The 14,599-nt window shown below is 46.6% G+C and carries 13 protein-coding genes and 1 other annotated feature; of the genes, 3 read left to right on the top strand and 10 right to left on the bottom strand.

Annotation, left to right across the window (positions count from 1 at the left end; translation table 11 throughout):
- Positions 1-81: 81 nt before the first annotated feature.
- Positions 82-2,235: a Tex family protein gene (locus QZ371_RS04355; protein ID WP_295209947.1), complete on the bottom strand. Its 2,154-nt coding sequence runs from the start codon at positions 2,233-2,235 to the stop codon at positions 82-84.
- A 215-nt stretch (positions 2,236-2,450) separates the two neighbouring features.
- On the opposite strand from QZ371_RS04355, the gene QZ371_RS04350 reads away from it, so the two are divergent.
- Positions 2,451-5,132, top strand: coding sequence for a cation-translocating P-type ATPase (locus QZ371_RS04350; RefSeq protein WP_295209945.1), 2,682 nt, complete (start codon positions 2,451-2,453; stop codon positions 5,130-5,132).
- A 198-nt stretch (positions 5,133-5,330) separates the two neighbouring features.
- Here the strand turns inward: QZ371_RS04350 and QZ371_RS04345 are convergent, their stop codons facing one another.
- The 9 genes from QZ371_RS04345 to QZ371_RS04305 form a co-directional block, all read right to left on the bottom strand.
- The gene (locus tag QZ371_RS04345; protein WP_366558691.1) at positions 5,331-5,519 is read right to left on the bottom strand and encodes a PspC domain-containing protein; all 189 of its coding nucleotides are present in this window, start codon (positions 5,517-5,519) and stop codon (positions 5,331-5,333) included.
- 40 nt (positions 5,520-5,559) lie between these two features.
- Positions 5,560-6,363, bottom strand: a complete 804-nt coding sequence (locus QZ371_RS04340) for a DUF4097 family beta strand repeat-containing protein (protein ID WP_295209943.1) — start codon at positions 6,361-6,363, stop codon at positions 5,560-5,562.
- Positions 6,364-6,993 carry a DUF1700 domain-containing protein gene (locus tag QZ371_RS04335; protein ID WP_295209941.1) on the bottom strand — a complete coding sequence of 210 codons (630 nt, stop codon included), beginning with the start codon at positions 6,991-6,993 and terminating at the stop codon, positions 6,364-6,366.
- On the bottom strand, positions 6,990-7,313 hold the full coding sequence (locus tag QZ371_RS04330; protein WP_295209939.1) for a PadR family transcriptional regulator: 324 nt from the start codon (positions 7,311-7,313) through the stop codon (positions 6,990-6,992). Before QZ371_RS04330 ends, QZ371_RS04335 begins: the two co-directional genes overlap by 4 nt.
- 361 nt (positions 7,314-7,674) lie before the next feature.
- Positions 7,675-8,046, bottom strand: coding sequence for a 50S ribosomal protein L7/L12 (rplL, locus tag QZ371_RS04325; RefSeq protein WP_295209937.1), 372 nt, complete (start codon positions 8,044-8,046; stop codon positions 7,675-7,677).
- An 81-nt stretch (positions 8,047-8,127) separates the two neighbouring features.
- On the bottom strand, positions 8,128-8,637 hold the full coding sequence (gene rplJ / locus QZ371_RS04320; protein WP_295209935.1) for a 50S ribosomal protein L10: 510 nt from the start codon (positions 8,635-8,637) through the stop codon (positions 8,128-8,130).
- Between the two features lie 41 nt (positions 8,638-8,678).
- Positions 8,679-8,812, bottom strand: a sequence feature (ribosomal protein L10 leader region).
- A 69-nt stretch (positions 8,813-8,881) separates the two neighbouring features.
- A complete protein-coding gene (locus QZ371_RS04315) occupies positions 8,882-9,319 on the bottom strand; it encodes a hypothetical protein (protein ID WP_295209933.1) in 438 nt (145 codons plus the stop codon).
- The gene (locus tag QZ371_RS04310; protein ID WP_295209932.1) at positions 9,303-9,866 is read right to left on the bottom strand and encodes a sigma-70 family RNA polymerase sigma factor; all 564 of its coding nucleotides are present in this window, start codon (positions 9,864-9,866) and stop codon (positions 9,303-9,305) included. Before QZ371_RS04310 ends, QZ371_RS04315 begins: the two co-directional genes overlap by 17 nt.
- A 574-nt stretch (positions 9,867-10,440) precedes the next feature.
- Positions 10,441-10,647: a DUF378 domain-containing protein gene (locus QZ371_RS04305; protein ID WP_295209930.1), complete on the bottom strand. Its 207-nt coding sequence runs from the start codon at positions 10,645-10,647 to the stop codon at positions 10,441-10,443.
- Between the two features lie 398 nt (positions 10,648-11,045).
- Here QZ371_RS04305 and QZ371_RS04300 point away from each other — a divergent pair, with 398 nt between their 5' ends.
- Positions 11,046-12,050: an aldose 1-epimerase gene (locus tag QZ371_RS04300; protein WP_295209928.1), complete on the top strand. Its 1,005-nt coding sequence runs from the start codon at positions 11,046-11,048 to the stop codon at positions 12,048-12,050.
- Between the two features lie 82 nt (positions 12,051-12,132).
- The gene (locus QZ371_RS04295; protein ID WP_295209926.1) at positions 12,133-14,592 is read left to right on the top strand and encodes a glycosyl transferase; all 2,460 of its coding nucleotides are present in this window, start codon (positions 12,133-12,135) and stop codon (positions 14,590-14,592) included.
- The last annotated feature ends 7 nt before the right edge of the window (positions 14,593-14,599 follow it).

Genomic DNA, 14,599 nt, shown 5'->3' with positions numbered 1-14,599 from the left:
GATTTTTACGTTTTGTACAATTTGCAGAAAAAAAGTTCCTCCGACCTTTACGTCAGAGGAACTTTTTCTGTCTTTGATTCTTTAATTGCCCTTTGGCTTTTTCATAGTCAGCGAAATGCGCTTCTTTTTGGTGTCAACATTGAGCACCCAAACCTTTACGACCTCGCCCACCTTAACAGCCTCGAGCGGGTGCTTGATGTATCTGTCGCATATCTGCGAAATGTGTACAAGTCCGTCCTCGTGTACGCCGATATCGACGAATGCACCAAAGTCAATAACATTGCGCACCGTTCCCATAAGTTCCATACCAGGCTTGAGGTCGCTAAGCTCCATTATGTCGCCGCTTCTCATAAGCGGTGGAGGCAGCTCGTCACGAGGGTCACGGCCGGGCTTTTCAAGCTCGCCCACGATATCCGAAAGTGTCGGCGCACCAACGCCTATCTCGGCGGAAAGCTTTTTCAGACCTGTCGCCTTCACCTTTTCGGCGATCTCCTTTACATTGCCCATATCCGCAAGACTAAGTCCGCACTTTTCGATAAGAGCTTTGGCCGCTTTGTATGACTCGGGGTGAACGGCTGTGTTGTCGAGAGGGTTCTTGCCACCTTGAACACGCAAAAATCCTGCGCATTGCTCAAAAGCCTTCGCGCCAAGCTTCGGCACTTTCATAAGCTGTTTTCTCTCGGTAAATGCGCCGTTTTCCTCACGATAAGCAACGATATTCTTCGCCACGGTGGAATTTATTCCCGAAATGTATGAAAGCAGAGAGAATGAAGCCGTGTTAAGATCAACGCCAACAGAGTTAACGCAGTCCTCAACAACGCCCTTGAGGGCTTCGTCCATTCGAGCCTTGGGCATATCGTGCTGATACTGACCAACGCCGATAGCTTTCGGGTCGATCTTTACAAGCTCTGCCAACGGGTCTTGAAGTCGCCTTGCGATAGACACCGCCGAACGAAGTGAAACGTCATAGTCTGGAAACTCTTCCGCCGCAAGCTTTGAAGCGGAATAAACGGAAGCGCCAGCCTCAGATACCACCATATATGAAACCTTCTGCGGAATTTCCTTTATAAGCTCTGCCGTGAACTGCTCGGTCTCTCGTGAAGCCGTGCCGTTGCCGATGGCGATAGTCGTAACGCCGTATTTCTTTATAAAGCCCGATATAATGCGCTTTGCACGCTCCGTGTCCTTTCTTGGGGGAGTGATGTATATTATTGCCGTGTCAAGAACTTTTCCCGTCTCGTCAACAACAGCAGTCTTGCAGCCGTGAGCATATCCGGGGTCAAGACCCAATGTCACCGTGCCCTTAACAGGGGGCTGCATAAGAAGCTGACGGAGGTTTGAAGAGAACACTTTTATCGCACCCTCCTGCGCATTTGAAGAAAGCTCCGCCCTTATCTCTCGCTCGATAGACGGATAGATAAGACGCTTATAGCTGTCAACGCAAGCGGCTTCACAAAGCTTTCCGCAAGGGCTGTCGTTTTTCACATAACGCTTTGTGCAGGCTCTTTCACCTGCCCCCTCCGCAACATCAACGGAAACTTTCAGCACGCCCTCTTTCTCGCCACGGTCGATAGCAAGAACTCTGTGTCCTGCGATCTTCTTTACGCTTTCCGCAAAGTCGTAATAATTCTCATAAACAGTCTCGGCGGTATCGTCTGCCGCCTTTGATGAAATTATGCCTATCTGATTGAACAGCTCACGGATATATTTTCTCAGCCCTGCGTCGTCTGAAACGTCCTCTGCGATGATATCCATTGCCCCCTGCAAAGCAGCTTCTGCGGTGTCAACGCCCTTTTCGCCGTCGATATATTTTTCAGCCTCGGCGTTAGGGTCGGCGTTTTTATCCTGCGCAAGCAAAAATTCCGCCAGCGGCTCAAGTCCCTTTTCTCTTGCGATAGAAGCCCTTGTTTTGCGCTTTGGCTTGTAAGGGCGGTAGATATCCTCCACCTCCACAAGGGTCTTTGCCTTTTCGATAGCCGCCATAATCTCGTCGGTCATTTTCTCCTGCTCGGTGATAGACGATATTATTTCCCCTTTGCGCTTTTCAAGATTTCGCAGATATGTGAGCCTGTCGAAAATTTCTCTCAGCACCTGATCGTCAAGAGAGCCTGTAAGCTCCTTGCGGTAACGAGCGATGAAAGGGATAGTCTTGTCATCGTCGATAAGTGCGACTGTATTGTCGATCTGTTCCTGACGAAGCTTGAATTCCTCCGCCAAAGTTTTGTTAATGTCCATTTTGTATCCTCGTATCCATAAAGTAAAAAATAAAGGCTGAAACGAAAGTGTTTTATCAGCCCTGTGCGATTTTGCCCTTTTATTATACCACATTTTCGCCGAAAGCGCAAGGCGAAAACAGGCGGCATTATTTACCCCTTGTCCGCATATATTTTCATAGGCAATAACCGCAAACCAAATCTACAAATCTACAAAAACAGAAAGGAAGATACATCGTGCTGGAACTTTTGGAAAAGAAACTCCCCGAGGCGGCGGCTTCGCAAAAGGGGCTGACCTCCGCAGAAGCGCAAAAACGCCTTTCCGCCGACGGAGAGAACCGCCTTGCGCAGAAAAAACGCACCTCGCCGCTGAAAATATTTGCAGGTCAGTTTCACGATATAATGGTGATGATACTTCTTGTGGCGACGGTAATATCCGTTGCGCTGGGGCAATACACCGACGCTATACCCATCGTGCTCATCGTTGTGATAAATGCGACCCTTGGGTTTATCCAAGAATATCGCTGCGAAAAGACCCTTGAGAAGCTTGAGAATATGACCGCCCCCACCGCCCGTGTTTATCGTGACGGAAAGCTTGTTAAGATACCGGCGGCGGAAGTCGTTGCAGGGGACGTTTTCTCCGTTGAAGCTGGCGACAGGATACCTTGCGACGGCTACATAAACTCAGCCAAAGCCCTTTTGTGCGATGAATCCGCTCTGACGGGAGAGTCCGTTCCCGTGCAGAAAAAAGCCCGTTCGCAGGAGATAGATTTCACCGCTTTGAACAAAGATTATATGGTCTATATGGGGGCTGTTGTGACAAAGGGCGTGGGCGAAATGACCGCCGTTGCAACAGGTCAGCGCAGTCAAATGGGCAGGGTATCCACAATGCTTGAAGAGATCGCAGAGCCCGAAACGCCTTTGCAGAAAAAGCTTGGTGAGCTTGGCAAGACCTTGGCGATAATTTGCATCGCCGTTTGTATCGTAGTTTTCCTTGCAGGCGTGCTGAGGGGCGAACCTGTCCTTAATATGGCAATGACCGGTATCACCATCGCTATTGCCGCTATCCCCGAAGGTCTGCCTGCGACTGTCACCATCGCCCTTGCCTTGGCGGTGCGAAAAATGCTACGCCGACAAGCGCTTGTCCATAGGCTTCATTCCGTTGAGACCCTTGGCTGCGCAACAGTCATCTGCACCGACAAAACAGGCACGGTGACAATGAACAAAATGACCGTCACGGATATTTACACCTGTTCAGATCAAAGCCGTGAATATGCTCTCGACAGCGAGGGCGTAACGTTTGCAGGCAAACAGCTGAAAGCTTGGGACAGCCCCGACCTTACCGCCATTATGCTATGTGCGGCGGCGTGCAATAATGCAAAGCTTGCCGAGCCGAAACTTTGCCGAAAGCGCAACCGAGATCAAAAGCCCTCAGACATTTGCGCCGACGGCGACCCCACCGAAGCGGCTATCCTTATAGCCTGCGCAAAAAGCGGGATCAACACCGCCCAGCTTGGCTACAAGCGCATTGACGAACTGCCCTTTGACAGCGATTCAAGGTCGATGACTGTTATATGTGCAGACGAGCAGGGTGAGCGAACTGCGTTCAAAAAAGGCGCATTTGACGTTATCATCAAAGAGTGCGGCTATATCCTCACCTCAGAGGGGTATATCCCCCTCAGCGGAACAAAGCGTCTTGCGGTATCGTCAAAGAGCGATGAATACGCCGCAAAAGGCTTGCGTGTTATCGCATTTTCGCAGAAAACTGAGAAGACTAACAACAAATGGGTGTTCCTCGGGCTAATGGCGATGAAAGACCCACCGAGGGCGGAAGCCAAAAAAGCCGTTGCGGAATGTGAGCGTGCAGGCATTAAGACCGTTATGATAACAGGCGACCACAAACTTACAGCGGTGGCTATCGCAAAGGAAGTGGGCATAATGAAAGAGGGTGCAGTTGCGCTGACAGGCGATGAGCTTGACAGAATGGACGACAGCCAGCTTGACAATGTTATCGAGAACTGCCGTGTTTTCGCAAGAGTGACCCCTGCCCACAAGCTTCGTATCGTCAAGGCTTTCAAAGCCCGTGGAAACGTATGCGCAATGACAGGGGACGGCGTTAATGACGCACCTGCGGTTAAAGAAGCCGATATCGGCGTATCAATGGGCATATCGGGAACGGAAGTAACAAAGCAGGCCGCCGACGTCATACTTCTTGACGACAATTTCGCCACCCTTGTGAACTCTGTCGAAGAGGGCAGGACGATATATCAGAACATACGCAAATTCGTGCGGTATCTGATATCCTGCAATATCGGCGAGGTCATAACAATGCTGGGGGGAATCATAATGGGTCTGCCAATGGTGCTGCTGCCTGCGCAGATACTTCTTGTGAACCTTGTGACGGACAGTCTCCCTGCCATTGCATTGGGGCTTGAACCTTGTGAAAGCTCGGTAATGAAAAAGCCCCCGAGAAAAGAGGGGGACAGCTTTTTCAGCGGCGGACTTCTTTGGCGCATCGTCATAAGAGGGCTTCTTATCGGCATTTGCACACTTGCCTGCTTTACAGTCCTGCTGACCCAGACCCAGTCACTTGAAGTCGCCCGAACAGGAGCGCTCATAACTCTTGTGCTCAGCCAGCTCATTCACGTTTTCGAGTGCAAATCAGAAGAAAAGACGCTTTTCAGCGTGCCGTATCTCTCAAATCCCTTCCTGCTGTTTTCAGTATTCATTTCAGCTGCGGCACTTTTCGCAGGGGTATATATCCCCTCATTGCAGGGAATTTTCCTCACCGCCGTGCCGACCATAAAGCAATTTTTGACGGCGCTTATATGTGCGGCTGCCGTGCCTGTTGTTGCCGGACTTATACCAAAGCTTTTTTCAAGGCGCAAGGCTGATAATGTTATCACTAATGAAAAATAAATAGCAAAAGACCGACTGCATTTTGTTATGCAAGTCGGTCTTTTAAATCAATGCAAATAAACCAATTTGCGCCTACAATTGGCGTAAATACGCTGTTTATATTTAGGGGAGAAAAATTGTTATTCGACTAAGTTCATAACAATTTGCGGTCGCCCGTTGATTTGCTGCTTTTCCGTTACGACATATTTGATTTTATTTTTAATCTCTAAACTGCTTTTCGGGCAGGATAATTGCGGCGACGATATACGCCATTGTGCCTGCGCCAGTGCAGCCCAGCAGGACTGTTGCAAGTCTTATGATATTCACGTCAAGGTTAAAATACTCGCTCAGACCGTTGCATACGCCTGCGATTATTCTGCCGTCTCTTATCTTGTAAAGTGTTTTCATAGCTATTCGCTCCTTTTCAAATATTTATTGTATTATCAAATTATTCTGCGATATTGACTTTTATTTCTCCGATACCGCTGTTTACCTTTATTTTGTATTTTGCAAAAAGATCGGAATGTTTCTTTTCGCCGTCCTCTATTATCTGATAATCGGCTCTGTCGCCTGTTATGTTGAGGGTAATTTTTCCTATGCCGCCGTCAACTTCACAATCGCCGATGATCTTGCCTGTGAATGACATTTCGCCAACGCCGCAGTCTATATCGGTCTGACCGAGCTGGCAATCTTCAAATGTTGTCTGTCCAACGCCGAGGTCTAAGTCTGCCTTTGACTTGCAGACGATATTGCGGCAAACTGATTTACCTACGCCGAAGTCCATTTCAAGCACGTCGCACTCAAGGTCGGAGATATCCAAAGTGCCTGCTCCGCCGTCGATATCGACATATGAATACTCTTTTGCAGGAAGCTGGATATCGAGGACGGGGTCGTTGCCGTCGATATTCACATAGCCTGTATTGAACCAGCTGGACTTTTCTTCAAGCTCGAACCTGCCCGAATTGTTTTTGACTGTTACCTCGTTTGGAAGATACTCGCCCTTGACGTGAATATCATCATCGGCGCTTTTTGATATCGTCACTCTTGAAGCGCCGATATCAAGCTTTATATCCTTTATATCAGCGCTGCTCAAAGTTTCATCGATAGAATATCTTTTGCCGAAGCTCTCCGTGCCTGTGGCTTTCATAAGCACAATGCCGATGACAAATATCACTATACCGACGATAAGAGCGACAAGTGACTTTGGAACTCTGCGGCGTTTTACGTCGCCAACGTTATCATACTTTGCCATTTACGCTGCCCTCCTTACGCCAAAAAGCTTACCAATGCCGTTCGCAGCCCAATTGAACACCGACACCGCCGAATGCCATATGCCTTTTATGATCGGCACAAGGATAAGAGTTCCAATGCTCATAAGGATAATTCCTGCGCCTATAAGGGTCAGACCTGCGGGGAAAACTGAAAACAGCGTGGCAATTCCGCAGGCAAATACTGTTATTCCTGCTGCGAATATTGCAAAAAGCACGGCGGCGATGGCGGCCACGAAGCCCATTGCGATACCGAAAACCACGCACACAAAGGATATCCACAGCGGTGATGTTACGATAATAATCACAAGCTTCATAAGATTGCTGTTGCGGTCGGACTGCGTATTCTGCTGATTTTGTGCATTTCTCGGGTCGGCGGCTTCCTCCATTTGGAACACGGCGTCGCCCTGTGAATGTATGCCGCTATCCTGCAAAATCTTATCCGCAAGCTCCTTTGGCGAGCCGAGATTACGGGCTGTTTCCTCCTCGTGCTGCACGCCTGCGTCGAGGAAAATTTCCTCATAGAACCCCATTGCGTCGCTGATATCCTCCGCTGACAAGCCGCCCTCTTCGAGATATCTGCGCAGCGCAGTCAAATACTCAAGTCTGTTCATTTATTTTCTCCACCCTCGTTCAATAATATACTATCCACCATTTTCTTGTGGACTTTCCATTCTCTGCGATACTCGGTCAAGGCTTCCTCGCCCTTTTGCGTGACGTGGTAATACCGACGGTTCCTTCCCATATACTCCTTATCATAAGTTTCAAGCAACTCATTCTTTTGCAGCCTTCTCAGCACAGGATAAAGCGTAGACTCAGAAATATCCACCGCCCGACGTATATACTGCGTTATCTCATAGCCGTAGGTATCTTCCCTATCGACCACGGAAAGCACCATCGAATCAAGCAGCCCTGCGCTTATCGGAAAACCCATATCATCGCTCCTTCCTTTTTGCATTTTATATTATACTTTGCTGTAATATTATATCCTTGCATATATTATACGTCATATAATATTGTTTGTCAAGAGGGGTGGAGAAATTTTTTATATTTCTCATTTGCACATAAAAAAAGACCAATATTCTGTCTGCAGCTTTTGCGTCAGACTGCGGGCGACCAATAAATTGTTGTGAGCATTGTCGAACAGCAATTTTCCCCTACAATTGACAGGTTTAAAGTCTGTCCAATCCTCGGGCTGAGTCGAACGTCTCCCGCAGTCCAGCCCTATGCGAATTAAAAAGAAAAAAAGAGACCCCAAATAATTGGAGTCTCTTATGTGAACTATTGTAAATAAATTACTTGAGCTCAACAGAAGCGCCAGCAGCTTCGAGCTTAGCCTTGATTTCTTCAGCGTCAGCCTTAGAAGCGCCTTCCTTGATAGCCTTAGGAGCACCCTCAACGAGTTCCTTAGACTCCTTAAGACCGAGGCCTGTAACTTCCTTAACAGCCTTGATAACAGCCATCTTAGCGTCACCAAATGAAGTAAGAACTACGTCGAACTCTGTCTTCTCTTCTACAGCAGCACCAGCAGCGCCAGCAGCAGGAGCAGCAGCGATAGCAGCTGTTACACCGAATTCTTCCTGGATAGCGTCAACAAGCTCGGAAAGCTCGAGAACGGAAAGTTTCTTGATTTCTTCTACAAAATTCATAATCTTCTCTGAAGCCATTATAAAAATCTCCTTTTTATTAAATAAATTTTCGGGTCAATGCCCATTCGTCAAGCAGCATAAAAATCGCAGTTGTCGTTATTATGCAGCCTCGTTGTCCTTGTCCACAACAGCCTGGAGTGTTGCAGCAAGCTTCTGGATAGGACCCTGAAGGGAACCAACCAGCTGTGCAAGCAGAGTTTCTCTTGAAGGGATCTTCGAGAGAGCCTTAACGCCTGCCTCGTCATAAGTGTCTTCGCCGATGTAACCAGCCTTGAGGAAGAACTTTTCGTCCTTGCAATCTTCAGCAAACTTACCAAGAATTCTTGCAGGTGCTGTCTGGTCATCATTGGAAATTGCGATAGCTGTTGTACCCTCGAGTACGTTTGTGATATCGTCAAGACCAGCTTCCTTCAGAGCAAATCTGAGGATAGTGTTCTTCTCAACGAAATAGCTAACGCCAGCTTCTCTCAGCTCTTTTCTGAGCTTTGTATCCTCTTCAACAGTAATACCCTTGTAATCAACGAGTACGCCTGCGGCAGAGTTCTTGATCATCTCAACGAGCTGTGCTACTCTTTCCTTCTTAGCGAGCAATGTCTTTTCGCTTGGCATTTCAATTTCACCTCTTTGAACTAATTTACGCAAACCGTAAACTAACAAAAGAAAAATCTCTTTCGTCACAAGACAAAAGAGATACAAAGTCATAATTACTTTGCTATTCCTTTCCTCGGCTGGACTTCCGCAGTTTCCTGCCGCCAACTGTCTTTAGATACGAATGCTCTAATATTATAACAGACCCTTAACGCTTTGTCAAGGGTCTGCGCAGCTTATATTGTAAACTTTTTGTGAACTGACATTATTCAGCGATATCGACTTCGCCCTGAACATTAATGCTTCCGCCGTCAGCAACATCTTCGTCGGCCTCGACTGAAACTTCGCTGTCCGTATCTTCGTTGACGTGGAACTCATAGTATGGATCGCCGTTCTCGTCAACACCCGTCTTGATGTTCGAGCTGTCGATATCCTGCTCCTCGCCGTTAATGAAAAGTCTGATCTTTTCAACAAGCTGGCCGTCCGTGGCTGCGTTTACCGACAGCATTGAAACTGCGGCGGTTGCGGCAACTGCTGCGGCGATAACAAGCGGCTTTATTCTTCTTTTATTTGTTCTCATAGTAATGACCTTGCCTTTCTTTGCTTCAATTCTGTCTCTGACAGAATCCGCAATACGGTGGGGGTCGCAGCTTTTTATTTTCATCGGTGCAATGTCCTTTGCCCAATCATTTTGTTTTTTCATCTCTGTAATAGCCCCTTTCTGTCAGGTGATCTCTGAGCTTTTTTCTTGTTCGGGATAGTCTTGTTTTGCATGCGTTCTCGCTTATACCGAGCCTTGCGCTGATATCTGCAAGCTTTTCACCATAGTAATAAAATCTCACAAAGATCTCTTTATCAACTTTTGAAAGCTCCTCAAGGCGGTCGGACACAAGCTCTATCTGCTGCGCTGTTTCAAGCTCATTCTCAACGCTCTGACCAGACACAAGGTCTGCCATAAGCTCGTCCGAATGTATCTCGAGCTTTGCGGAGCGCAGCTTATTGAGGGCACAATTTCTTGCGCAGGCAGCTAAATAAGGCGACAGCTTTCTGTCCTCGTCGAGACTTTCGGCGCTTTTCCATATGCTGAAAAACACGTCCGACGTGACTTCCTCGGCGTCCTCATTTGTAAAAGCTCCCCCGAGGATATTCCGCACGATGGTGTACACATAAGCGGAATACTCCTGCACAAGCTTTTCAAGTGCTTTATCCGATCTTTTCTTTAGCTTAATAATCAAACGTTTGTCATTCAAGCCGTGAACCTCCTGTCTTTTGGCTTTCACTTATATATACACGATTTTCCCTTTAAGGTTACAGCGTATTTTTGCCTGCGGCAAAAAATGCAAAAAAATAAGCTGAGCAACGGTGCTCAGCTTGCAAAATAAAATAAAAAAACTATGTGTAGAACAAAAGAAAGGAGACAACAAAACGGATGTTAAATCAAACAAAATAATGTTTAATATTCTTAACATCAACTAAATTATAAACCCTTTCGACCGGATAGTCAAGAAAAAGTTGCAAAGAACCTGTTAATTTTCTGAAAATTCGGAGATTTGCACAAATATTTCAGCCCATTTATGCCAATACTTACAGCAACTCTGCGCCTTAACTTAAACGGACCTTAAAAAGTCAAAAAAGTTATCGTTTTTGATTTTCTAAATGTTCAAATTTTTATACGGCCGTATGTGGATAAGCATATGTAATGCGCCGTGGAAGCAGGAAAGAGAGCCGGCTTTGAGAAATTGGTACTGTGCAAACCCGTGATAATTGATAATGATACCGCTTTCTTAAAGTAAGCTCCCTTTCCTGCCGCCACGGCATAGAAAGCTATTCTTCCTGCAAAAGGGTGTTGTCCTTGAAAAACAGGGAAATGCACCAGATCGCCGAAAGAGCCACCAGAACGTATACTATCCTGCTGAGGATCGCAGCCGAGCCGCCGAATATAAACGCCACAAGGTCAAACTGGAATATGCCCACCAGCCCCCAGTTTATGCCGCCGATCACAAGAAGTATCAAAGCTATCCTGTCCAGCATTTTTAATTCCTCCTTTTTAACGCCGCAAGCCTTGCCGCCTGCGGGCTTCTGTCTTTATTATCGCCACGGTCTGCGGTTTTATTCATATATCTTTATAATTTTATTTTTGAGAGCAAAAAATTTTCTTCCTGCGAATTTTCGTAAACGTTCACATTTATCATCGCAAAAGGGCGGTATATGGGCGTTTGACCTACGAAAGATATTTTTATCAGCGAAAACTTTCGGATATCTTAATATTTTTCTTTGGTAAAAACTACTTAAAAACAGCGGTAAAATTCTATGCAAAAATCAGCATTTTCTACTAGACAAAATCTCTGCCATATGTTATAATAATGTATATTAAACGTTTACGCTGTAAGCGTTTATCCACCAAAATAAAGAAATGGGGGCGTAGTTTCTTGAATAAGATCGACCTGAAATTTATGTTCAAGGAAACTGAATGCGTAAGATTGCAGTCGGGGAAATATACCTGTATCATCGCTCCGTCGCTGGGTTCGGCCGTGCTGAGGCTCAGAGATGAAGAGAACGGTATCGAAGTCTTTAGGTATAAGGAAGACTGCACGCTGAAAACTATCAACAAAGCGCCTGAGATATGGGGACTTCCCACGCTGTTTTTACCGAACAGATTCGACAAGGGCGTTATAAAAACTTCTGACAGCGTTTATCAAATGCCGATAAACGAGAAAAAGCTTGATAACTTTATCCACGGCTGGGTCCACAAGAGGGCTCACGAGATAGAATGTTACTCAACGCAGGAAAACAAGGCCGTGCTGGTCACTTCTTATACATTTGATAAGAACGATGAGATGTACAGCTTTTTCCCTGTTGATTTTAAAATATCGTATACGTTTACATTGTCTGAAAACGGGCTTTTGCAGGAGATATATCTCACAAACAACAGTGAGAAGGCTCTGCCTGTTTCTATCTGCACACACACCTGCCTTAATGCGCCGATGTGCGACGGCGGCCGTGAGGACACGATGAGAATGTGCGTGCCTGTTGTTGAGAGGTGTGAACTTGACAAGAGGTGTTTGCCGACAGAGAAGCTTCTGCCGCTGAAAGCAAAGGATCAGGAGTACAACGAGGGCACGAAAATGCCGACCCTGCACAATATCTCAAACGATATGTACACAGCCGGTATGAACAAGCTGAATGGCAATGACTTTTACGGATCATATGTAAAGGACACGGCAAACGGCCATATGATATGCAACGAGGTATCGAAAGAATTCAAGTTCTGGAATATGTGGAACGACAAGGGTCACAAGGGTTATTTCTGCCCCGAGCCTATGACGGCGATGATAAATTCGCCGAACCTTTCCCTGCCAAATGAAGTCAGCGGATACCAAGAGATAACCAAAGGCCATACCTTCAAGTGCTGGCAGAGATTTTTCACGATATAATGATTAAATATCGTTAGAGGCTTTACAGTCATTAATTAAGAAATTAATTAACAATAGATAAATTACGAAAGGTGGATTTTTAATGAAATTCGGTTTCTTTGATGACGTTAAAAAGGAATATGTCATCACCAACCCCAGAACTCCATACCCTTGGATAAACTATCTTGGCACGCAGGAGTTCTTCTCGCTCATTTCCAACACGGCAGGCGGCTATTCCTTCTATAAGGACGCAAGACTGCGCCGTATCACACGTTATCGTTACAACAACGTGCCTATCGATATGGGCGGCAGATACTTCTATATTAAGGACGGCGAGACTATTTGGAACCCCGGCTGGTCTCCTGTTAAGACTGAGCTTGACGCTTACGAATGCCGCCACGGTATGGGCTACACTATCATCACAGGCAAGAAGAACGGACTTAAGGCTGAGGCTACATTCTTTGTTCCTCAGAACTACAACGGCGAAGTTCAGCAGATCGTGCTCACAAACGAGAGCAGTGAGGAAAAGACTTTCTCATTCTTCTCATTTGCAGAGTGGTGTCTTTGGGACGCACAGGACGACTGCACGAACTTCCAGAGAAACTTCAGCACAGGCCGTGTTGAGGTAGTTGGTTCGACTATCTACCACAAGACTGAATACAGAGACAGAAGAGATCATTTCGCTTTCTACACAGTAAACGACGAGATCGACGGCTATGATACTGACAGAGATTCATTCATCGGTCTTTACAATGGTTTCCACAACCCACAGGCTGTTGAAGCAGGCAAGGCAAACAATTCATTTGCTGACGGCTGGTCTCCTATCGCTTCACATTACAAGAAGATCACACTTGCTCCGGGCGAGACAAAGACGCTGGTATTTATCCTTGGCTATGTTGAGATGCCTGTTGACAAGAAGTTCGAGGCTGACGGCGTTACTATCAATAAGGAAAAGGCTCTCGCTATGATCGAGCAGTATAACACTCCTGAAAAGGTAGCCGCAGGTCTTGAAGAGCTCAAGGCTACTTGGGACAGACTTCTCAACGTTATCAATGTTGACACACCAGATGACAAGGTCAACAGAATGGTAAACATTTGGAACCAGTATCAATGTATGGTAACATTCAACCTTTCACGTTCCGCTTCATATTTCGAGAGCGGTATCGGCAGAGGTATGGGATTCAGAGATTCAAATCAGGATATCCTCGGTTTCGTTCATCAGATACCGGATCGTGCAAGACAGCGTATCATCGACATCGCTTCAACACAGCTTCCTGACGGCGGCTGCTATCACCAGTATCAGCCTCTTACAAAGAAGGGCAACTCCGACATCGGCGGCGACTTCTCAGACGATCCGCTGTGGATGATACTTTCAGTTTCCGCTTATATCAAGGAAACAGGCGACTGGTCTATCCTTGACGAAATGGTGCCATACGACAACGATGAGTCAAAGGCTCAGCCAATGCTCGATCACCTCAAGGTATCGTTCTATCACGTTGTAAACAACCTTGGTCCTCACGGACTTCCTCTTGCAATGAGAGCTGACTGGAACGACTGTATCAACCTTTCCTGCTATTCAGACACTCCGGGCGAGAGCTTCCAGACTTACACAAATCCAAAGTTCGCTGCTGAGGGCGGCTACTCAAAGGTAGCAGAGTCAGTAATGGTAGCAACGCTCTTTACATACACAGGTCCTAACTATGTTGCTATCCTCAAGCACCTTGGCAAGGACGATGAGGCTTGCGCTGCGCAGGCTGAGATCGACAAGATGAAGAAGAACGTTATGGCTTCTGCATTTGACGGCAACTGGTTCCTCAGAGCTTACGATTCAACAGGCGCTAAGATGGGTTCAAAGGAATGTGAAGAGGGCAAGATATTCATCGAGCCACAGGGCTTCGCAGTTATGTCTGAAATAGGCAAGGACGAGGGCGCTGACATCAAGACACTTGATTCTATCGACAAGTACCTCAATACAAAGTATGGTCTTGTTCTTAACAATCCTGCATACTCAAAGTATTATATCCAGTATGGTGAGATATCCACATATCCGGGCGGATATAAGGAGAATGCCGGTATCTTCACACACAACAATGCTTGGATAATCTGCGCAGAAGCATATGCAGGCAGAGGCGACAAGGCGTTCGAGTATTACAGCAAGATAGCTCCTGCATTCAACGAGGAGATATCTGATCTTCATAAGACAGAGCCTTATGTATACGGTCAGATGATAGCTGGTAAGGACGCAAGCAGATTTGGCGAGGGCAAGAACAGCTGGCTCACAGGTACAGCCGCATGGAACATGGTAGCTATCTCACAGTACATTCTCGGAGTACAGGCTGACTTTGACGGCTTGAAGATCGATCCATCTATCCCTCACGAGTGGGACGGCATGACAGCAACACGTCAGTACAGAGGTGCAACATACAACATCACTGTTAAGAACCCTGACCACGTTTGCAAGGGCGTAAAGAGCGTAACAGTTGACGGCAAGGCAGTAGAGGGCAATGTTCTCCCTGTTGCTGAGAACGGTTCAACAGTTAACGTTGAGGTCGTAATGGGCTAAGCAATAC

This window comes from Ruminococcus sp. (genome assembly GCF_019423705.1).
In the GTDB taxonomy this organism is placed as follows: Bacteria; Bacillota; Clostridia; order Oscillospirales; family Ruminococcaceae; genus Hominimerdicola.
Note: the sequence above shows the minus strand (reverse complement) of the source record. Positions and strands in the feature narration are given on the sequence as shown.

Coding starts and splice junctions, on each gene's coding strand:
- QZ371_RS04330 (WP_295209939.1), bottom strand. CDS start 7,313: ATGGGTTTTCCGATAAGCGCAGGGCTGCTTGATTCGATGGTGCTTTCC.
- QZ371_RS04315 (WP_295209933.1), bottom strand. CDS start 9,319: ATGAAAAAACAAAATGATTGGGCAAAGGACATTGCACCGATGAAAATA.
- QZ371_RS04340 (WP_295209943.1), bottom strand. CDS start 6,363: ATGGCAAAGTATGATAACGTTGGCGACGTAAAACGCCGCAGAGTTCCA.
- QZ371_RS04335 (WP_295209941.1), bottom strand. CDS start 6,993: ATGAACAGACTTGAGTATTTGACTGCGCTGCGCAGATATCTCGAAGAG.
- QZ371_RS04295 (WP_295209926.1), top strand. CDS start 12,133: ATGAAATTCGGTTTCTTTGATGACGTTAAAAAGGAATATGTCATCACC.
- rplJ (WP_295209935.1), bottom strand. CDS start 8,637: ATGCCAAGCGAAAAGACATTGCTCGCTAAGAAGGAAAGAGTAGCACAG.
- QZ371_RS04345 (WP_366558691.1), bottom strand. CDS start 5,519: ATGAAAACACTTTACAAGATAAGAGACGGCAGAATAATCGCAGGCGTA.
- QZ371_RS04305 (WP_295209930.1), bottom strand. CDS start 10,647: ATGCTGGACAGGATAGCTTTGATACTTCTTGTGATCGGCGGCATAAAC.
- QZ371_RS04355 (WP_295209947.1), bottom strand. CDS start 2,235: ATGGACATTAACAAAACTTTGGCGGAGGAATTCAAGCTTCGTCAGGAA.
- rplL (WP_295209937.1), bottom strand. CDS start 8,046: ATGGCTTCAGAGAAGATTATGAATTTTGTAGAAGAAATCAAGAAACTT.